We start from the raw sequence: 18,927 nt of genomic DNA on the forward strand, positions 1-18,927 counted from the left end.
GGGCCGTGGGGGGGGGGGGCGGGGGGGGGTTTTCCACGCCGTACACGCCCTCACCGCGCCCCGCCCCCCTCCGCCCGTGGGGGCCGGCGGGTGGTGACACCGCGCGACCGCAAGGAGCTTCCTACTTTTTTGGCCCCTTTTGGTCTCCCGCATAGGAACCCCATAGGCTCGCATACCCAGCTGTTCACCGATGGTTCCCCCGAAGTTCGATTACGGAGGGAACCCGTTCGTATTTCATGCCCTCTTATGAAGGTTATGCGCATCGCAGTCTTCGTCGAGAACCGCAACGGTGTCGGTCTCGCGGCGGAGATCATGAAGGCCCCCGGAGCCCACGCCCACTCGTTCCACCTGGTCACCGCCGACCGGGACGGGGATGTGGCGGGCTGGATCGAGCAGGAGGCCGCGGCCCGTTTCGACGACCTCAAGGTGCACAACCTCTTCCAGGTCGACGAGCCGCTCAGCGCCGCCGAGTTCCTCGAGGAGGTGGGCCGCCGGATGCGCGCGTTCACCGAGCAGGAACACATCGACCGGCTGGTGTTCTTCAACGACCAGTCGCAGCGCGGCCGCCGGGTCGCCGGTGAACTCGGCCGGACCCTGCCGCTGGTCCTCGTCCAGGACGGGCACCTCGACTTCCACTTCAAGAGGACCGACGCGGGCCTGCGCGACCAGAACTGGTACTACGGCTCCTCCTCCCCCGCCGCCGTCTGCGTCTGGGGCCCGGCGACCGCGCACCACCTGCTGTTCCGCTCCGCGGACGCCGACGCGCCGGTCCACATCACCGGCGCGCTCGGCCACAGCGACGACCCGCTGCTGCTGCGCGCGGCCCGCTCCACGACCCACCGGCACGCCAAACGCCCCGGTGAGCCGCTGCGCATGGTCGTCCTCGACCAGCCGCTCAGCGACCAGCGCAAGCTCTCCCGCAACGACCACCGCGAGCAGCTGACGGAGCTGTGCGAAGCGCTCACCGCCTTCGGCGAGGTGGAGATCAAGCCGCACCCCTCCACCCTGCGCGGCCACCTCGAATGGCTGCGGACCCTGCCCGACGTGACCGTGCTGGACGAGAGCGCGCTGCTGGAGGCCGAGGCCCTCGACGGCTACGACCTCGCCATCACCTTCTTCTCCACCACCTATCTGCAGACGCTGCGCGCGGGCACCCCGCTGATCCTGTTCAGCCCGCCCGCGCTGAACATCGTCTTCCCGACGATCAACCACCCGCTGCTGCGCAACGTCGGCACGGTCGGCGAACTCGTCGACGTCGCCGCCGACCTGCAGCGCTCGGGCAAGTTCACGGCCAACGCGCACGGCGAGCCGGTCGAGCACTTCGTCACCTTCCATGACGACGTCCCGGCCCGTGTGCTGCGCCGCATCGAGGAGGCCGAGATCCCCCTCGAGCGGCCGGCGCCCCGCTGGTCCGCCCCCGAGGACGGGCCGCGGGGCCACCTCTCGCGCGCCGAGCGCGCCCTGCGGGCGGTCGAGGGCCGGATGAACCGGCCGCGCTCGCTGGCGATCCTCGGTCTCGGCTTCTCCTACGTCACCGGTGTGGCGATCCCCGTGCTCACCTACACCCAGGCCCTGCTCGCGCAGTCCCCGGTCGACATCCGCTACTTCGACCTCGGGGTGTACTCGCGCACCGAGGACGTGCTGGCCGACCTGGAGGGCACCGAGGTCGTCCTGATCAACAGCCTTGCCCCGTTCTGGCGTTCGGCGCTCGCCAACGAACTGACCGAGGCGCTCGTCGCCCTGGGCAAGTCCGTGGTGCTGTACGCGCACGAGACCGAGTACGTCATGAACTTCGAGGGTGAGCAGCACGCGCTGCGGCACGCCGAGATGCTCAAGGTGCTGCCGAAGATCAAGGTGCTGTGCGTGTCCACCGCGCAGGCCGACATGTTCCGGCAGATCGGCGTGAGCGACCCGGTCGTCGTCTACAACACCGTGCCGCTCGACACCCACCGCGCCCGGGCCCGGCAGACGCCGGGCGAGCGGCCGCGGATCGTGATGGTCGGCTCGATGCAGGACCGCAAGGGACTGGACCTGTTCTCACGGGTCGCCGAACTGGCGTACGCGCAGGGGCTGCCGTGGCGGTTCGCCTGGATCGGCCACAAGACCTGGCGGATCGGCCCCTCGACGCTGCTGTCGGACCGCGTCGAGTGGATGGGAGCGCTCTCCCGGGACCGGGTGCGCGAGGAACTCGCCGCCTCCGACGTCTTCTTCCTCTCCAGCGTGGACGACCCGATGCCGCTGTCGGTGGTCGAGGCGGTGCAGCAGCGGCTGCGGACCGTCACCTACCACCGGGTGGGCTCGCGCGAGGTGCTGGAGGGCGTGCCCGGCTACCGCTCCTTCGCCGAGTACACGCCGGAGGCGGCGCTGGACGCGCTGCGGCACGTCCTCGACGAGGAGGTCTCGGAGGAGGAGTACCAGGACGTCGAGGCGCTGTTCGACATCTCCGCCTTCACCGCCCGGATGACGACGGCGCTGGGCCTGGCCGGCCCCGAGGACGTGGCGCCCGCCGCGGCCACCGAGGAGCCGGACGGTGAGACCACCTACGGCGAGGGCCCCTTCTCCGCGGTGCTCTCCCGGCACGGCAAGTACCTCGCCGAGGACTTCACCCGGCACTTCACCGCGGGCAAGCACGACGACGCGCTGCGGGTCGGCACCGAGATCCTGCGCCGCCGGCAGCCCGTGGACGTGCTGATCGGCATGGCCGAGATCCGCTCCGGGCGCGGCGACGTCGACGAGGCGTGCCGTCTGCTGTCCGCCGCCGCGATCGCGGGCGGCGACCGGATGCGGGTCTGGTCGGAGATCTACCGGGTGGCCGGCGGCCTCGGGGCGCGCGGCAAGGCGATACGGCAGCTCGCCCGCAAGGAGTCGATCCGGATCGACCTCGCCAACCGCTCGGCGCGGCTGCTGAAGTCCGACTGAGGGTGACCCTCGTGGGGTGAGGGCCTGACGTTCGCGTCGGGGCCTCACCCCCTTTCCGCTGGTAACGGGCCTCGATCCCCGCGACGATCAGCGCCGGGCCCTCCTCGAAGTGCCGGTCGTAGTCCTCGAAGATCTCCGCGCCCACGGACGCCGACAGCGGGAACTCGGCCGGCAGCCGGGCCCGTTCCGCCACGTCGTAGCCCTCCCTGCGCTCACTCTGGCGCGGGTTGGACGCCCCGCTCCTGGGCCGCGGTGAACAGGCGCGGGTTCTCCTCCATCTCCCGGCCGGACGGTTACGTCGGCTGGGAGGACGACTCCGCGGCCGGACTGAGCGCCCACCTCACCCGGGTCGGCCTGAGCTGACCCCTGCGCCGTACGCCCTACGCGCTCGCCAGCGACAGTTTCACCGCGAACCCGAGGAACAGCACCCCCGCCGCCGAAGTCGCCGTCGCCGAAAGCCGCTTACGGCGGCGGAAGGCGGCGGCGAGCCTGGTGCCGCCGCATATCAGCGCGCTGAGGTAGAGGAAGCTGGCGAGCTGGGCGAAGGCGCCGAGGACGACGAAGGACAGGGCCGGGTAGGCGTACCCCGGGTCGACGAACTGCACGAAGAAGGCGACGAAGAACAGGATCGCCTTGGGGTTGAAGAGGCTGACGACGAAGGCACGGCGGTAGGGCCGCTCGTCGGTGACACCGGCGGCGTCCCCCTCCACGGCCGCCGGTCCCCGCCGGTCGCGCCACAGCCCCCACGCGGCCCGCATCATCCCGACCGCGAGCCACGTCAGATAACCGGCCCCCGCGTACTTCACGATCCCGAACAGCACGGCGTTGGCCTGGAGCAGGGAGGCCACCCCGGCGGCCGACAGGGTCATCAGCACGGCGTCCCCGCACCACACCCCGGCCGCGGCGGTGTACCCGGCCCGCACGCCCTTGCGGGCGGCCACGGACAGCACGTACAGCGAGTTGGGCCCGGGCAGCAGGACGATCAGGACGAGGCCTGCCAGATAGGTGGGGAGATCGATGACGCCGAACATGGAAGGGAGTCTCGCACGGGGGTCTGACACTCCCCGGTGCCGGTGCCGGTCAGAAGGCGTCCGGTGCTGATCAGAAGGCGTCCGAGGGCACGTAGGTGCCCCAGACCTCCCGCAGCGCGTTGCAGACCTCGCCGACCGTCGCGCGGGCGCGCAGGGCGTCCTTCATCGGGTAGAGGACGTTGTCCTCGCCCTCGGCCGCCTTCTTCAGGGCGTCCAGGGCCGCGTCCACCGCCTGCTGGTCGCGCTCGGCGCGCAGCTTCGCCAGGCGTTCGGCCTGCTGGGCCTCGATGGCGGGGTCGACGCGCAGGGGCTCGTAGGGCTCCTCCTCGTCGAGCTGGAAGCGGTTGACGCCGACCACCACCCGCTCGCCGGAGTCCGTCTCCTGGGCGATGCGGTAGGCGCTGCGCTCGATCTCGTTCTTCTGGAAGCCGTGCTCGATGGCGGAGACGGCCCCTCCGAGGTCCTCGACCTTCCGCATCAGTTCCAGCGCCGCCGCCTCGACGTCGTCGGTCATCTTCTCGATGACGTAGGACCCGGCGAAGGGGTCGACGGTCGCCGTCACGTCCGTCTCGTAGGCGAGGACCTGCTGGGTGCGCAGGGCCAGACGGGCCGACTTGTCGGTCGGCAGGGCGATCGCCTCGTCGAAGGAGTTGGTGTGCAGGGACTGCGTGCCGCCGAGCACCGCGGCCAGGCCCTGGACGGCGACCCGGACCAGGTTCACCTCCGGCTGCTGGGCCGTCAGCTGCACGCCCGCCGTCTGCGTGTGGAAGCGCAGCATCAGCGACTTGGGGTTCTTCGCGCCGAACTCCTCCCGCATGACCCGGGCCCAGATGCGCCGTGCGGCACGGAACTTGGCGACCTCTTCGAGGATCGTCGTGCGCGCCACGAAGAAGAAGGACAGGCGCGGGGCGAAGTCGTCGACGTCCATGCCGGCGGCGACCGCCGTGCGCACGTACTCGATGCCGTCCGCGAGCGTGAACGCGATCTCCTGCGCGGGCGAGGCGCCGGCCTCCGCCATGTGGTAGCCGGAGATCGAGATGGTGTTCCACTTCGGGATCTCGGCCTTGCAGTACTTGAAGATGTCGGCGATCAGGCGCAGCGAGGGCTTGGGCGGGAAGATGTACGTCCCGCGGGCGATGTACTCCTTCAGCACGTCGTTCTGGATCGTGCCGGTCAACTGGTCGGCGGACACGCCCTGTTCCTCGGCGACCAGTTGGTACAGGAGCAGCAGCAACGACGCCGGCGCGTTGATCGTCATCGACGTGGAGACCTTGTCCAGCGGGATGCCGCCGAACAGCACCCGCATGTCGTCGACCGAGTCGATGGCGACGCCCACCTTGCCGACCTCGCCGTGCGCGATCGGCGCGTCGGAGTCGTGGCCCATCTGGGTGGGCAGGTCGAAGGCGACCGACAGACCCATCGTGCCGTTGGCGATCAGCTGCTTGTAACGGGCGTTGGACTCGGTCGCCGTACCGAAGCCGGCGTACTGGCGCATGGTCCAGGGCCGGCCGGTGTACATGGAGGGATACACGCCCCGCGTGAACGGGTACTCGCCCGGTTCGCCCAGCTTCTCGGCCGGGTCCCAGCCCTCCAGGCTCCCAGGCCCGTAGACCGGCTCGATGGGCAGTCCGGACTCCGACTCGCGCGCCATGGTGTGATGCCTCCCGCTGAGCTACTGGCCAGTACAGACCGACCCTCCTGCGGAGCGTAGCGGTGCCCGTGCGGCCCTTGCAGGGGAGCACGCTGGGACCTTCCTCACAGGTGTTCTGCGGCCTCCGTCACAACCATGCACCGCCGTTCGCGAGGCGTCACCCGCGGGCAGCATGTCAGGTGACACACGGGCTCATCGGTGAGACGTCGGGGGTCGGATTTGCGTACTACGGGCATGGGCACCAAGGCCGCCGTCGGCGCGGCGCTCGTGGCTCTGGTGAGCGTCTGGGGCTGCACCGTGCAGGGAGGCGACGGCAAGGGCGGATCGCCGGTGCACATCGTGCTGCCGAGCAGCACCCCGTCGGCCTCCGGGTCCGACGGCGGGCGGAGTACGCCCCCCGCCACATCCGGCACCGGCGCCGCCGTGCTGTGGTCGCGCGGCGACTCGGGATCGGGCGTGCGGGAACTCCAGGCACGGCTGCGGCAGGTGGACTGGCTCTTCGACGGTCCGACGGGGTCGTACGACGATCTGACCGAGGCCGCGGTCAAGGGGTTCCAGGGCAGACGGGGGCTGCCGAAGACGGGTGAGACGGACAGCGTCACCTGGCAGCGGCTGAAGAAGATGACCCACGAGCCGGGCACGTGGGAGCTGTACCTGATGGGCGGGCAGCCCGCCGGCGCGCCCGATCCGCGCTGCACGACCGGGCGTGTGCTGTGCATCGACAAGACCACCCGCACCCTGCGCTGGATGATCGACGGCCGGACGGTCTCGGAGATGTCCGTCCGCTTCGGCGCCGTGGGCACGCCCACCCGGGAGGGCGTGTTCCACGTGTACTGGAAGTCCCGCGACCACTGGTCGACGCTGTACGACTCCCCGATGCCGTACGCCATGTTCTTCAGCGGCGGCCAGGCGGTGCACTACTCCTACGACTTCGCGGCCCGCGGCTACGCCGGCGGCTCGCACGGCTGCGTCAATGTCCGGGACGAGGCGGCGATATCGAGCCTGTACGCGCAGGTGCGCAACGGCGACAAGGTCGTCGTGTACCGCTGAGGCGTACGGAAGGGGATGTGTGGGGCGCGGGCGGGACCGGGGGAACGTGTCCCGCCCGCGCCGAGGTGCACGAGCCGTGGGTACGGGGGGAACCCCGGCTCTGTGCGACGGCCGATGACCAGTCGGCTCACTCACTACTGCGTCGGAACGGCCGAAAACGTTACCGGCGAGGCCGAGAAAACATCACGGATCGCGTCGGCCCAGGTCAGAGGGGGCGACTGGCGGTTCAGAGGGCGATGTAGGTCGGGGTCGGCGCCGGGGTGTGCGCCGCCAGGGGCGCGGCGGACGTGAGGGGGCCGTCGCCCGTGCCCGTTCCGCTGCCGCCGGAGCCGTCACCAGGCGCTATGTGGTTGCCTTCGTCGTCGCCCTGGTCGCCCTGGCCTCCGGAGCCGTTGCCCTCGCCCCGGCCGCCTTTGCCATTGCCCTTGCCGTTGCCCCGGCCGTCGTTGCCCTTGCCGTTGCCCTTGCCGTTGCCCTTGCCGTTGCCCTTGCCCTCGATGCCCTTGCCGCCCTTGGTGTTCTTGCCGTCGCGGGCGTTGTCCTCGGCGCCGAGGACGGTCTTGCAGTACTTCCAGACGCGGTCGGGCGTGGCGCCGCCGGCCGCGTTCTCCAGGGCCTGTCTGCGGTGGGCGGTCAGTTCCTTGCCGCCGAGCGCGTCACGGCATGTCGAGGGGGCCTGCTTCCGCCACCAACTCCCGGCTTCGGCACCGGACTTGGCCGTCGGGCCGTCGTCGGGCGTGCCGCCCGGCCTGCCCGCTTCGGGGGTACCGCCGGTGGAGTCGTCGGGCGTGGGCGCGACCTGGGCTCCGCTCGGCGTGGGCGAGACCGGCGGACGGTCGCGCGTGACCCCGGCCGAGACGGCCGGGCTCGGCCTGTCACGGCCGAACGGCGTGGGCAGGATTCCGCTTGTCGCCGCGGCGGCGACCCCGCCGACCATGCCGACCGCCAGCGCGGCGGCCATCCCGAACCGCGCGGGCCGGCTCCAGCGGGACCGCCGGGCGGCACGGCCGGGGGCCCCGATACTGATGAGCCCGGCGTCGTGACCGCCCACGGAAGGGCCGCTGTGACCACCTGCACGGCGATCGACATCGGAGGTCTGGCTTACCGTGGGGGCGCTCCGGCCTGGGGCGCGGGGGCCGACGGCGGTCACGCGGCCGGGATGAGCGGCCGAGGCATGTCCGTCACGGTGTCCGTCTCGGGGGCCCGCGCTGGTCTCCTCGGCGGCGCCCGCGCCGGCGTCCGCGGTCGAGCGTGCTGCGCGGAACGCGGCCAGGGCGGCTGCCTCGCCAGGGAGTTCGGCGTGGCCCGGCTCCTCCGGGGTGAGCGACTCCAGGGTCTTCGCGAGCCGTTCGGCCTGGTCGCGGGCGGCGGCGTCGACAGCGTCCAGTGACTCACCGCGCAGCAAAAGCTCCGCTGTTTCGCGGTCCAGCCACTTGTACTGCTCGTCGGCCATCACATGTCCTTCTGCGTCCGCGCGCGCAGACGCGTCACACTCGCGGACGTCACCGCACGCCCGTGCGGTTCTCGCTGGGGCGGCAGCGCGTCGAGGCCGCCGCTCGATTCCGGATCCTCGCCGAGCAGTTCGGCGAGACGCTTCAGACCGCGGTGCGCGGCCGTACGGACGGCGCCCGGCCGCTTGCCGAGCGTCTCGGCCGCGCTCTTGGCGTCGAGGCCCACGACCACGCGCAGCACGACCGCCTCGGCCTGGTCCTGCGGCAGCCGGGCGATCAGGGAGAGGGTGTGGTCGGTGGCGAGGGACTCCATGGCCTCGCCCGCCGTGTCGGACTCCGCGGGCCTGGCGGTCAGTTCCGTCTCGTCGCCGCCGATCGCGGGGCGGCGGCCGCGCATCCGTATGTGGTCCAGGGCCCGGTTGCGGGCGATCCGGGCCGCCCAGCCCCGGAAGCGGTCCGCGTCTCCGCTGAACCGGTCCAGGTCGCGGGCGATCTGCAGCCAGGCCTCGGAGGCCACGTCCTCCGCGTCCGGGTCGCCGACGAGGGTACGGACGTATCCGAGCAGCCGGGGGTGCACGGTTCGGTACACAGCACGGAACGCGGTCTCGTCCCCGTCCTGTGCCGCAAGCACCGCGGCGGTCAGCTCCGCGTCGTCCCCCAGCACCCGTAATTCCTCAGTCGAAGGTCGGCCGGTGGTCACGGCGATCATGCGAGAGCCACGCCCGGCGCGAAAGGCACGTTACGACCTGAAACCGCTGCTCGTCCATGTCCGTACAATTCTCAACCACTCCGTTACGGGACTGGTCGCACCCGGGGTGTGACAGAAACCGCACTCATGGCGCTGTAGAAGATACGGGCCGCCGCGCGGCCCGACCGCGCGACGGCCGGGGCCTCTCCTGTGGGGGGTGGCGGCCCCGGCCGTTGCTTCGGTGGCCGAAACCGCCGGGTTCGCGGGGGTGGCTGTCAGCCGTTCTTCCCGTTGCCCTTGCCGTTGCCCTTGTCGGCGCTCTTGCCGTTGTCGGACGTTCCGGCGTCGTCGGCTCCGTTGCCCTTGCCGTTGTTGGGCATGGTGCTGGCCGTCTGGAGTCCCAGCTGCTCGGCGCAGTAGGCCGCGACGTTCGCCTCGCCGCCCGCGGCCGCGATCAGCCGTTGCCAGGCCGTCGACTGCAGTGCCTTGCCGTTGCCCTTGACGTGTTCGTACGCCTTGCAGTGGGCCTCGGTGTCCTGTGCGGTGGACGGGTGGGCCGGGTGCGCGGTGCCGGGCGCGGTCGAGCCGTCCGACGGCCGGACGGCCGGGTGGGTGGTGGGTGCGGTGGGCCGCGCCTGGGGCGGGTTCTTGTGGTCGGGGCCGGACGAGCCGACGGTGCCGATCGCCGCGAACGCGACGCCGCCCAGGGTGAGACCTGCCAGCGACAGGGTGAGCGTGGCCCTCAGGGAACGGCGGGTGCGGGTGCGCTCACGCGGGCGCCAGTCGTCACTGCGCCGGGTCCTCGCGCGGTGCGCACCGGCGTCCCTCGCCTCCCGGAACGCGGCCACCGCCCGTCGCTCGGCCTCGCCGTCGACGCCGCCGGACCGCATGACCCCGGCCAGCAGGAACTCCAGTTCTGGTCCGTTCGCCCGCTGCCCGGCCCCGGACACGCTGCCGTCATGGTGCGCACGCCGACGACCGGGGGCACCGCCCTCGCTCTGCCGTTCACCCATGCCCGCATCCATCCGTGTCCGACGGCCGTCCGCCGTCGCCGTAACCGCCACCACCAGGCCCGACCCGAAAGCCGAGCCACGCACCCGCGCGACCGCCCAAGCCGCCACGCGAGCCACCACCGACACCTGCGCCGGCCCATGAACCGACACCGGCACCGGCAGCTCCCGTGTCGGAGTCGGTGCGCGGAGCCGTCGTGGTGTCCTCGTACGTCGTGCGTCCGGTCGGGTCCGTCGCGTCGTCGGCGTCCACGCCGTGGTTGACGTACGTTCCGTCGCTGACGTTCATTTCGACTCCCCCAGCGTCCGGGGGTCGTCATTCGTCACACCCGGGGCGTCGAGCAGGGCGGCAAGGCGCTTCAGGCCCCGGTGGGCGGCCGTGCGGACCGCGCCGGGGCGTTTGCCGAGGACGCGGGCCGCGGCGGGGCCGTCGAGGCCGACGACCACCCGCAGCAGCACGGCCTCGGCCTGGTCGCGGGGCAGTTCGCGGAGGAGTTCCAGGGCGCGCTCGGTGGACAGCGCCTCCAGGGCCTGGTCGTGGGTGCTGTGCGGCCCGGGCAGGTCCAGTACGTCCTGCTCCAGCCCCGCCGACCGGGGCCGTACCTTCTGCCGGCGCAGATGGTCCAGCGCGCGGTGCCGGGCGATGGTCGCCGTCCAGCCGCGGAAGCCCGCCCCGTCGCCGCGGAACCGTCCGAGATCGCGGGCGATCTCCAGCCAGGCGTCCGACGCCACGTCCTCCGCGTCGTCGCCGACGATCCCGCGCAGATAGCCGAGCAGTCCGGGCTGCACGATCCGGTACGCCGCCGCGAACGCGGCCTCGTCGCCCTCCTGGGCCCGCGCGACGGCCGCGCCCAGCTCCCCGTCGGACGCCTGCGTGCGGCGGGGTTCCCGTGCCTGGCCCAACGACTGTCCTCGTTCGTACGCGTGCGAAGGTGGCCCTGCCGGGCCCGCCCCGTGCGGCACCTCCGTCCGTGCGCACACCTCCACGCTCATCAGCGCCAGGCGTCACGGAAGTGTCACAGCCCGTTCAATCGGGAGCGCCCGGAACACCCGGGTGACGTTTGACCCTCGGTCAACGCTGTGTGTATGTGCCACCTGTGCAACACGAGTGACAGGGGTGGCAGATGTGGCACGTTTGACGATCACGGTCTTTTCTTTTCTAGGGGTGGGGTAGTGAGTCCACGCGGCACGCGTGCGTACAGACCGCTGAGCTTCAAGCGCCGGGCGTGGCTGACGCTCGGCGCGGTGGTGCTGGGGAGCGGGGGTGTGGTGACGTACGCCGTCGCCGGCCCGTCCGCCGGCCACGGCGCCGGTGTCCGGGCCAAGCGTCCGGTGAAGGTCTACGACCTGGCGCTGAAGGGCACCACGAGCGGCAGGCGGGAGCTGCCCCGCACCGGGACCAGGCAGTTCTCGATGCTCGGCGTCTCCTGGACGGGGCCGACCCAGCGGCTGCACGGCACCGCCGAGGTCCGTACCCGCAGCCTGGAGACCGGCGCGTGGTCCGCCTGGCGCGACCTGGAGACGGACACGGCTCCGCTGGTCGACCCCGAGGCCGGTCCCGACGCCCGCGGCGCGTCCGAACCGCTGTGGGTCGGACCCTCCGACGGCGTCGAGGTCCAGGTCGTCCACAAGGACGGCTCCACCAGCGCGGGCCTGCCGAAGGGCCTGCAGGTCAACCTGGTCGACCCCGGCGTCGCGACGACCGCCGAGACGAAGGCCACCGAGCCGGCGGCGTACGTCTCGGAGGCGAGCCCGACGGACGGCACGTCCCCGGGCGACAGCCCGAGCCCGAGCGACTCCGCGCCGCCGACGGACTCCGCGTCACCGACCGACTCCGTCTCGCCGAGCGACAGCGTCTCGGCACCGGCGAGCGACTCGGCCTCTCCGTCCACGAGTTCGTCCCCGTCGGCGAGCGCGTCCGTGAGCGTCCCGCCGGCGCCGCCGTCCACAGTCCCCGAGCCGCCGATCGTCTCGCGGGCCGGCTGGGGCGCCGACGAGTCGCTCAGCCCCGATCCGTCGGAGTACAACGCCGATGTGAAGGCCGTGTTCGTGCACCACACGGACGGCTCGAACGACTACTCGTGCGCCGACTCCGCGGCGATCGTGCGGGGCATCTACGCGTACCACACGCAGACCAACGGCTGGAACGACATCGGCTACAACTTCCTGGTCGACAAGTGCGGCACGATCTTCGAGGGCCGCAAGGGCGGCGTCGACCGCCCAGTGCTGGGCGCGCACACCTACGGCTGGAACCGTGAGTCGGCCGGCATCGCGGTGCTCGGCGAGTACACCACCACCGCCGCCTCCAACGCCGCGCTGGAGTCGGTCGCCCGGATCGCGGCCTGGAAGCTCGGCCAGTACGACGCCGACCCGGCGACGACCGTGCAGCTCAAGTCGGGCGCCACGCAGACGAACTACTTCAGCACCGGCTTCACCGCGGGCGGTTCCTACACCTTCAACCGGATCTCCGGTCACCGCGACGGCTACAACACACAGTGCCCCGGCAGCTCCCTCTACGCCCAGTTGCCGACGATCCGCGCCTGGGCGTCCGGCCCGGTGCAGGGCCTGAAGCTCACCTCGCTGTCCGGTGCGGCCCTGTCCGGCTCGACGTACTACACCAAGGGCGCCATCACGGCGAAGTGGTCGACGACGACCCCGGGTTCGCTGATCTCCCGGTTCGAGCTGCTGGTGGACGGCAAGGTCGCGGCCACGGCCTCCGGCACCGCCACCTCGGTCGGCGCCACACTGCCCTCGGGCCGTCACGGCGTCGCCGTACGGGCCGTGCACCAGTCCGGCAAGACCGCGACGAGCTCCGCGCTGACCGTCGTCACCGACACCACGGCGCCCACCTTCACGACCGCGCCGAAGATCTCCCTGCGCACCGGCACCGTCAACACCACGGCCGTCCCGGTCACCCTCGGCTGGAAGGCGGCCGACGACGCGGCCCTGAAGTCGGTGAGCCTGCTGTCGCCGACGACGGCCACCTTCGGCCCGACCACGACCAGCTCCAGCCGCACCGCCACGTCCGGTACGGCGAGCACCTGGTCGATGAAGGCGTACGACTACGCGGGCAACACCCGCACCTCGTCGCCGTCCTACACGCCGGTGATCCTGCAGGAGACCTCGGCCGTCAGGTCCGGCAGCTGGACGGCCCGTTCGTCCAGCAGCTACCTCGGCGGGAAGTCGTACTCCAGCGGTTCCAAGGGAGCGAGCCTGACCTGGACCTTCACCGGCCGCTCGGCTTCCTGGGTGGTGTCGCGGGCGTCCACCTCGGGTCAGGCGTACGTGTACGTCGACGGCGTGAAGGTGAGCACGGTCGACCTGAAGTCCTCGACGACCCTGTACCGCCAGGCGATCTGGACCAAGACCTGGTCCGGGAGCGCCAAACACACGGTGAAGATCGTGGTGGTCGGCACGAGCGGCCGTCCGACGGTCACCACGGACGGCCTCGTGTACATCAAGTAGATCGTGTACATCAAGAAGTACGTCACATAGCGGTGTCCACCGGTTCGGGCGTCCTCTCCTGCGCGGCTTGCGGGGTGGGCGCCCGGTCCGCGTTCACGACCACTCCGGCGATCAGCGCGGCCAGCAGCAGCGCCGCCATCGCCCACCAGGTGGCGACGTTGAAGCCGTGCACGGTGGCCTCGGCCGCGAGCTGCCGCCGGTTCACCCCGGGTCCCGCGTGCGCGGTCAGATAGCGCGCGGTCACGGTCGCGGCGATGGTGTTCAGCAGCGCCGTACCGATCGAACCGCCCACCTGCTGTGCGGTGTTGAAGGTCGCGGAGGCCGCGCCGGAGTCGCGCGGCGGGACGCTTCCGGTGGCCAGCGACACGGACGTCATCATCGCCGTGCCCATGCCGAGGCCCAGCATCAGCATCGCGGGCAGGATGTGCGAGGCGTAGGCGGGCTCCACGCCCACCTGCGCGATGATCGCCAGCGCGCCCGCGGCCAGCAGCAGCCCCGGCACCATCAGCGCCCGGGGCGGCACCCGGTTCAGCAGCCGGGCGGCGACCTGCGTGGAGCCGGTGATCATGCCGACCGTGATGGGCAGATAGGCGAGGCCCGTCTTGACCGGCGAGTATCCGAGGATGCCCTGCATGTAGTAGGTGAGGAACAGGAAGACGCCGAACATGCCGATGGTGGTCAGCAGCACGGTCAGGAACGCCCCGATCCGCTGCCGGTCCTTCACCACCGACATCGGCAGCAGCGCCACCCGCGCCCGTGTCTGCCACCATCCGAACACCGCGAGCAGGACGACCCCGGCGGCGAGCAGCGTCAGCACCAGGCCGTCGCTCCACCCCCGGGACTCCGCCTCGGAGAAGCCGTACACCAGCGAGAGCATCCCGGCCGACCCGAGCAACGCGCCCGGCACGTCCAGACGGGCGCCGGGGTGGCGGACGCCGGACTCCAGCAGGGCCATGGCGCCGAAGAAGGCGATCAGGGCGATGGGCACGTTGACGTAGAGGCACCAGCGCCAGTTCAGGTACTGGGTCAGGAACCCGCCCGCGAGCAGGCCCACCGCGGCACCGGCGCCGATGATCGCGCCGAAGATGCCGAACGCCTTCCCGCGGTCCTTGGGGTCGGTGAAGGTCGTGGCCAGCAGCGACAGCGCGGACGGGGCGAGCAGCGCGGCGAAGACGCCCTGCAGGGCGCGCGCGCCGAACAGCATCCCGGAGTTCGCCGCGGCACCGCCGAGCGCGGAGGCGGCGGCGAAGCCGAGCAGCCCGATGACGAAGGTCGTCTTCCGGCCGACCAGGTCGGAGACCCGGCCGCCGAGCAGCAGCAGCCCACCGAAGGCCAGTGTGTACGCGGTGATGACCCACTGCCGGTTCCCGTCCGACATGTGCAGCGCGGACTGGGCGGACGGCAGGGCGATGTTCACGATGGTCATGTCGAGGACGACCATCAACTGGGCGAGCGCGATGACGACGAGGGCCCACCAACGACGGTTGTCAGCCATGCCCCCCATCGTGCTCCGCGTCACACTCGTTTGGGAACGGCCGCGTCTCTTATTACGGCGATTTTGCTCCCGCCCTTACCGCGCCCCTGCTCCCGCCTCCCGGCACAGCAACCGCAGCGACCCGTCACCAAGGAAGCACCGCCGGGCCTCGTCGACCGGATCCCACAGTCGCCCGTCCGGCGTGCGCAGCCAGTGCTCGCCCCCGCTCGCCCACCACTCGGCACCGGTCTGACGGACGATCACCTCACCCGCGTACGCCCCGAAGCCGCGCAGCACCCGCTCCACGGCGGCGTACGGCGGCGCGTCGCGGCGCATCTCGTCGATCAGGCGGTCGACGCGCCACAGGCTCTGCGCCGAATAGTCGAGGCGCAGCCGCGCCCCCTCCCGCATCGTCGCCACCGCGTCCGCCGCCCACCGCACGGGCTTCGCCGCCGCGTTCGGCCTGGTCTCCTGGAAGGTAGTCACATAGCCATGAGCGGTCCGGGCGTGCCGTGTGTCACACGAAATCGGGCCCTTCCCCGGGACCGGCGCAGGACCGCCCCAGCTCCGCCCCAGCATGGTCACAGGAACCCCTCAGCTGGGCGTTGTGCCCGGGAGTGACGCTTCGCCCGTTCCGTGCGCTCCTCTCACTGATGAGCCTGTACTTCCATCTCCGCGCGGTGCCGCCCTCGGCGCTGCGCAACAGCGCGAACTGGTTGCAGCGGCTGTTCGAGGACGACTGGGACACCGTGCGCGAACGTATGGACCGCCACCGTGAGGAGGTGCTGGACACGACCTACCTGGACCAGCACGCCCTCTACGGCCCGGCGGCCGACGTGGTCCTCGGCGGCACCTCAGTGCCCCCGTTCCTGCTGCTGACGGCGGCCCAGGTGGCCCGGGTCAGCACGTTCCTGCAGACGACGGACTTCGAGTCCCTCTGGCAGAAGGCGAGGGACGACCTGCTGGCCGACTACGGCGGCCCCGACGCCGAACCGGAACTGCACGCCCTGTTCGCGGCGGCCCACCGCGACCTCGCCGCCTTCTACGCCCGCACGACGGAGTACGGAGACGCCGTGGTGAAGTGCCTACTGCGCTGAGGGCCCCCGGTGCGTCCGGGCCCGCCGCGAGACGACGGCCCGCAGCACCCGGCGCCCCTCCACCGACACCTCCAGCGCCCGCCGCAGCCCGGCGGGACCATGCCCGGCGAGCAGCTCCAGTACGGTCGTCTGCCGCCGCAGCTCCGCCGCCACCAGCGGCGACATGCCCTCCGTCAGCCCCTCCCGCCGGGAGTCGACCGAGGAGGCGCGGTCGGCGAGCGGGTCCAGCAGCCGGTGTATCTGCAGCGCGGCGACCGAACACCCGTCCGCCCACACCCGCATCTCCCCGCCCGACCGCTCCGCCGGCGCGGCGGCCAGCATCCGCCGAGCCAGCAGCGCCGCCTCGTCCTCGACGGACCCGGCGTACTCCTCCGCCCCGGCCAGCTTCCCCCGCACCTGCTCCAGCAGCGTCCCCCACTCCGCGTCGTCCCCGGCGTCGGACAGGCTCCCCCACAGCGGCCGCAGCACCTCGTCGTCGCCGCCCAGCAGCGGCACACAGCGATCCAAACAAGCCAGCCCGCTGGCGGCCAGTCCGCGTTCGTCGGCCTGAGCGATCAGTTCCACCAGGCTCATCCACGCCTCCCTCTGCGGGCCCCTGCGAGGCTCCACCGGGCCTTCAGCGGGCCCTTCCTTAACGGAGCCCGCACTTCCCCTTACTGCGCGCGACGGCCCGTGAGTGTCACAGGGGCACCACCCCGAGCCGGTCGAGCAGGCGGAAGAAAAGATTTTCGGCCAAGAGGTCGGGCTCCGCGGTCAGGACCTCGACCAGCGGCTCCGCACTCACCTCGTGCCCGGCCTCCGCGGCCCAGGTCACGGCCCGCTCGGCCGCTTCGCGCGGTTCCAGGAAGTAGTCCTCGAGGGTGAGCCCCTCGTTCCCGGCGTCGAGGTACCCGGCCATCGCGGCCCGCCCCAGACACGTGGTCCAGGCGCCGCTCTCCGGCGCCGCCGCCTCCACGACCACCGACGCGCTGTCCATGACGTACCCGAAGAGCGCCGGCGCGCCGGTCTGAGCGGCGAGGACGTTCATGTTCCCGAGCTCGCCGTCCTCGCTCGGGTACTCCCAGACCTGCCAGCCGCCGGGCGCCTCGGCCCGCAGCTCCATGCCCTCCTTGGCGCCGGCCAGCGCGTCCAGCCCGGCGAGCGGCCGCTCGCCGCGCCCGACGACGTAGTACCCCCAGTAGCCCATGTCCGATCCCCCACGGCTCGTCGGCTTCGGCTCGCGCCGAACACACCACAGTCCTACGACACGTACGACTGTTCGCAGCCCTATGGGAGAAGAGAGCCGGCGTCAACCCAGCCGGTCGGCCAGCGCCTTGAACCGCGTCCACGACAGCGCGGGCCGCCCCGGATCCCACAGCTTCTGGACGGTGGCCCGCAGCGGCATCCGGATGCCGGCCGCGACCTGGTCCTGGGTCTGCGAGTTCGACAGGTCGCACCACACGGCGAAGGAACCGCCGAGGATCTGCCCGTCGTACCGCGAGGGAACCGCCGTGGTGCCGCGCACCACGAGCGGGGTCCACTGCTCGTAGATGCGCTGCCCGGTCGGGTAGACGAAGTTGTTGGGCTGTCCGAGCACGTAGTACAGGTACTCGTCGTTGTAGTTGATGACCTTCCGCCCCGCGCTCAGATACTCGACCGGCTGACGGGCCCCGTACTCCTTGCCGGTCCAGTACCCGACCTGGAGGTCCTTGGCGGGCTGCACGGACGTGCCGCGGAGGAAGCCGTCGTTCCAGGCACGCATCGTGCGGTCGTGGGCGCGGATCGTGTCCGCGCGGTCGTTGAGCCACCCGGTCGTCAGGTCGGAGACGGTCGCGCCGGAGCCGTACTTGTCCCGGGCGGCGGCGGCCAGTTGCGGGAAGGACGCCTGCGGGTTGGACACGACGAGCGCCTGGTACTCGTCACCGCCGAGGTTCCACTGGTCGCCGGGGAAGAGACCGGCGTACTCGTTCAGCAGATCGTCGACGATCTTCGCCGCGGCGGGCTTGGAGATGTCGACCGCGCCGCGCACGGGCACGCCCCGGACGTTGCGCAGCTGCAGATCCGGATGAGCGGCGATCACCGCTCCCAGATGCCCTGGCGAGTCGATCTCGGGCACCACGGTGATGTGCCGCGAGGCCGCGAGCGCGACGATCCGCCTCACCTCGGCCTTGGTCAGATGCGGCTGCGAGACGACCTCGGGATGGCTGCTGGACTCGATCCGGAAACCCTGGTCGTCGGAGAAGTGCAGGCCCAGCTGGTTGAACTTCAGGTCACCGAGCTCCCGCACCCGGTCCTCGATCCACCGCGCGGTGAAGTTCTTGCGCGCGATGTCCAGCATGAACCCGCGCACCGGCTTGGCCGGCTGGTCGCGTACGACACCCTCGGGCGCCGTGCGGCCGCCGTGGACCTCCTGCTTCAGCGTGCGCGTGCCGTAGAACACCCCGGAGTCGGCGGGCCCGCTGATGCTCACCCGTCCGCCGCGCACGGTCATGACGTACGACTCCGGATTCGCGCCCTGGCCGCCGCCCAGCGCCAGCCGCACGTCCCCGGCCTTGACGTCGTTCTTCTCGCCGGCGTACGTCAGCCCCAGCTCGGAGGCGATCAGCCGACCCTCGTCGGCCAGCCGCGGATCGCCCACCACCACGCGCTCACCGCGTGCGGGGCGCCAGCCGGGTCCGCGCGCCGCGGTGTGCGAGCGCACGGCGGGAATGGTCTGCGGGGCCTGCGAGAGGGGGTACGAGCGGGTGGGGCTCGGTGTCGGGCTGCCCGCGCGCGGCGCGGTGGACGTGGGGTCCGAGCCGCCGCCGGAGTTCTGCGCCTGCTCCCGCGCGGACGCGGCGGGCGCACTGTCGTCGCCTCCGGAGGCCCACAGCCCGAGGCTCACTCCCGCCCCGACCGTCACGGCGAGCGCCGCTCCGATCACGATCCCTGGCTTCACGTTCCGCGCCGGCCGCCGACGCCTCCTGTGCTGACTCACTCCGCCAACCTAAGACTCCCGGGCGGACGCGGGGGTCCACCAAGCGTTCCGAAACTCTCCCCTGCGGGTGAAATTCGGGCATCCGTCGGACACGTCACGCCCACTCTCGATAACGTGACGTCACACCTCCCACAG

At 71.7% G+C, this 18,927-nt stretch carries 16 protein-coding genes and 1 pseudogene; 4 read left to right on the top strand and 13 right to left on the bottom strand.

What is annotated here, in order from left to right:
- The first annotated feature begins 255 nt into the window (after positions 1 to 255).
- On the top strand, positions 256 to 2,919 hold the full coding sequence (locus tag ABZ453_RS18295; protein ID WP_359015977.1) for a glycosyltransferase family 4 protein: 2,664 nt from the start codon (positions 256 to 258) through the stop codon (positions 2,917 to 2,919).
- A gap of 58 nt (positions 2,920 to 2,977) precedes the next feature.
- Here the strand turns inward: ABZ453_RS18295 and ABZ453_RS18300 are convergent.
- The 3 genes and pseudogenes from ABZ453_RS18300 to ABZ453_RS18310 all read right to left on the bottom strand — a co-directional run.
- A pseudogene (locus tag ABZ453_RS18300) lies at positions 2,978 to 3,164 on the bottom strand (TetR/AcrR family transcriptional regulator C-terminal domain-containing protein); the annotation flags it as partial.
- Positions 3,165 to 3,299: 135 nt separating this feature from the next.
- Complete coding sequence (leuE, locus tag ABZ453_RS18305; protein WP_359015978.1) at positions 3,300 to 3,950, bottom strand: leucine efflux protein LeuE; 651 nt, start codon at positions 3,948 to 3,950, stop codon at positions 3,300 to 3,302.
- Between the two features lie 70 nt (positions 3,951 to 4,020).
- Positions 4,021 to 5,601, bottom strand: a complete 1,581-nt coding sequence (locus ABZ453_RS18310) for a methylmalonyl-CoA mutase family protein (protein ID WP_359015979.1) — start codon at positions 5,599 to 5,601, stop codon at positions 4,021 to 4,023.
- A 234-nt stretch (positions 5,602 to 5,835) separates the two neighbouring features.
- Here ABZ453_RS18310 and ABZ453_RS18315 point away from each other — a divergent pair, with 234 nt between their 5' ends.
- Entirely contained in the window at positions 5,836 to 6,651 is an 816-nt protein-coding gene (locus ABZ453_RS18315; protein ID WP_359015980.1) for a L,D-transpeptidase family protein, read from the top strand.
- Positions 6,652 to 6,877: 226 nt separating this feature from the next.
- Here the strand turns inward: ABZ453_RS18315 and ABZ453_RS18320 are convergent, their stop codons facing one another.
- From ABZ453_RS18320 to ABZ453_RS18340, 5 genes are all read right to left on the bottom strand, one after another.
- Positions 6,878 to 8,104 carry a hypothetical protein gene (locus ABZ453_RS18320; RefSeq protein WP_359015981.1) on the bottom strand — a complete coding sequence of 409 codons (1,227 nt, stop codon included), beginning with the start codon at positions 8,102 to 8,104 and terminating at the stop codon, positions 6,878 to 6,880.
- A complete protein-coding gene (locus tag ABZ453_RS18325; RefSeq protein WP_359015982.1) occupies positions 8,104 to 8,766 on the bottom strand; it encodes an RNA polymerase sigma factor in 663 nt (220 codons plus the stop codon). Before ABZ453_RS18325 ends, ABZ453_RS18320 begins: the two co-directional genes overlap by 1 nt.
- A 299-nt stretch (positions 8,767 to 9,065) precedes the next feature.
- The gene (locus ABZ453_RS18330) at positions 9,066 to 9,803 is read right to left on the bottom strand and encodes a hypothetical protein (RefSeq protein WP_359015983.1); all 738 of its coding nucleotides are present in this window, start codon (positions 9,801 to 9,803) and stop codon (positions 9,066 to 9,068) included.
- Complete coding sequence (locus ABZ453_RS18335; protein ID WP_359015984.1) at positions 9,796 to 10,089, bottom strand: hypothetical protein; 294 nt, start codon at positions 10,087 to 10,089, stop codon at positions 9,796 to 9,798. The genes ABZ453_RS18330 and ABZ453_RS18335 overlap by 8 nt, the downstream gene beginning before the upstream one ends.
- The gene (locus ABZ453_RS18340; protein ID WP_359015985.1) at positions 10,086 to 10,703 is read right to left on the bottom strand and encodes an RNA polymerase sigma factor; all 618 of its coding nucleotides are present in this window, start codon (positions 10,701 to 10,703) and stop codon (positions 10,086 to 10,088) included. Before ABZ453_RS18340 ends, ABZ453_RS18335 begins: the two co-directional genes overlap by 4 nt.
- A 510-nt stretch (positions 10,704 to 11,213) precedes the next feature.
- Here ABZ453_RS18340 and ABZ453_RS18345 point away from each other — a divergent pair.
- Complete coding sequence (locus ABZ453_RS18345) at positions 11,214 to 13,265, top strand: peptidoglycan recognition protein (protein ID WP_359016103.1); 2,052 nt, start codon at positions 11,214 to 11,216, stop codon at positions 13,263 to 13,265.
- Between the two features lie 22 nt (positions 13,266 to 13,287).
- Here ABZ453_RS18345 and ABZ453_RS18350 read toward each other — a convergent pair whose 3' ends face one another.
- Entirely contained in the window at positions 13,288 to 14,760 is a 1,473-nt protein-coding gene (locus ABZ453_RS18350) for an MFS transporter (protein ID WP_359015986.1), read from the bottom strand.
- A gap of 75 nt (positions 14,761 to 14,835) precedes the next feature.
- Positions 14,836 to 15,225, bottom strand: coding sequence for a hypothetical protein (locus ABZ453_RS18355; protein WP_359015987.1), 390 nt, complete (start codon positions 15,223 to 15,225; stop codon positions 14,836 to 14,838).
- 167 nt (positions 15,226 to 15,392) lie between these two features.
- On the opposite strand from ABZ453_RS18355, the gene ABZ453_RS18360 reads away from it, so the two are divergent.
- Positions 15,393 to 15,836 carry a DUF1877 family protein gene (locus tag ABZ453_RS18360; RefSeq protein ID WP_359015988.1) on the top strand — a complete coding sequence of 148 codons (444 nt, stop codon included), beginning with the start codon at positions 15,393 to 15,395 and terminating at the stop codon, positions 15,834 to 15,836.
- Here the strand turns inward: ABZ453_RS18360 and ABZ453_RS18365 are convergent.
- The 3 genes from ABZ453_RS18365 to ABZ453_RS18375 form a co-directional block, all read right to left on the bottom strand.
- On the bottom strand, positions 15,825 to 16,409 hold the full coding sequence (locus ABZ453_RS18365) for a hypothetical protein (protein ID WP_359015989.1): 585 nt from the start codon (positions 16,407 to 16,409) through the stop codon (positions 15,825 to 15,827). The two genes, ABZ453_RS18360 and ABZ453_RS18365, sit on opposite strands and share 12 nt — an antisense overlap.
- A gap of 106 nt (positions 16,410 to 16,515) precedes the next feature.
- A complete protein-coding gene (locus ABZ453_RS18370; protein WP_359015990.1) occupies positions 16,516 to 17,022 on the bottom strand; it encodes a hypothetical protein in 507 nt (168 codons plus the stop codon).
- A 102-nt stretch (positions 17,023 to 17,124) separates the two neighbouring features.
- A complete protein-coding gene (locus ABZ453_RS18375; RefSeq protein WP_359015991.1) occupies positions 17,125 to 18,753 on the bottom strand; it encodes a family 20 glycosylhydrolase in 1,629 nt (542 codons plus the stop codon).
- Positions 18,754 to 18,927 lie beyond the last annotated feature (174 nt).

The organism is Streptomyces sp. NPDC005799 (assembly GCF_040630525.1).
In the GTDB taxonomy this organism is placed as follows: domain Bacteria; phylum Actinomycetota; class Actinomycetes; order Streptomycetales; family Streptomycetaceae; genus Streptomyces; species Streptomyces griseorubiginosus_B.

Coding starts and splice junctions, on each gene's coding strand:
- ABZ453_RS18295 (WP_359015977.1), top strand. CDS start 256: ATGCGCATCGCAGTCTTCGTCGAGAACCGCAACGGTGTCGGTCTCGCG.
- leuE (WP_359015978.1), bottom strand. CDS start 3,950: ATGTTCGGCGTCATCGATCTCCCCACCTATCTGGCAGGCCTCGTCCTG.
- ABZ453_RS18310 (WP_359015979.1), bottom strand. CDS start 5,601: ATGGCGCGCGAGTCGGAGTCCGGACTGCCCATCGAGCCGGTCTACGGG.
- ABZ453_RS18315 (WP_359015980.1), top strand. CDS start 5,836: ATGGGCACCAAGGCCGCCGTCGGCGCGGCGCTCGTGGCTCTGGTGAGC.
- ABZ453_RS18320 (WP_359015981.1), bottom strand. CDS start 8,104: ATGGCCGACGAGCAGTACAAGTGGCTGGACCGCGAAACAGCGGAGCTT.
- ABZ453_RS18330 (WP_359015983.1), bottom strand. CDS start 9,803: ATGGGTGAACGGCAGAGCGAGGGCGGTGCCCCCGGTCGTCGGCGTGCG.
- ABZ453_RS18335 (WP_359015984.1), bottom strand. CDS start 10,089: ATGAACGTCAGCGACGGAACGTACGTCAACCACGGCGTGGACGCCGAC.
- ABZ453_RS18345 (WP_359016103.1), top strand. CDS start 11,214: ATGCTCGGCGTCTCCTGGACGGGGCCGACCCAGCGGCTGCACGGCACC.
- ABZ453_RS18350 (WP_359015986.1), bottom strand. CDS start 14,760: ATGGCTGACAACCGTCGTTGGTGGGCCCTCGTCGTCATCGCGCTCGCC.
- ABZ453_RS18360 (WP_359015988.1), top strand. CDS start 15,393: ATGAGCCTGTACTTCCATCTCCGCGCGGTGCCGCCCTCGGCGCTGCGC.
- ABZ453_RS18365 (WP_359015989.1), bottom strand. CDS start 16,409: ATGAGCCTGGTGGAACTGATCGCTCAGGCCGACGAACGCGGACTGGCC.
- ABZ453_RS18370 (WP_359015990.1), bottom strand. CDS start 17,022: ATGGGCTACTGGGGGTACTACGTCGTCGGGCGCGGCGAGCGGCCGCTC.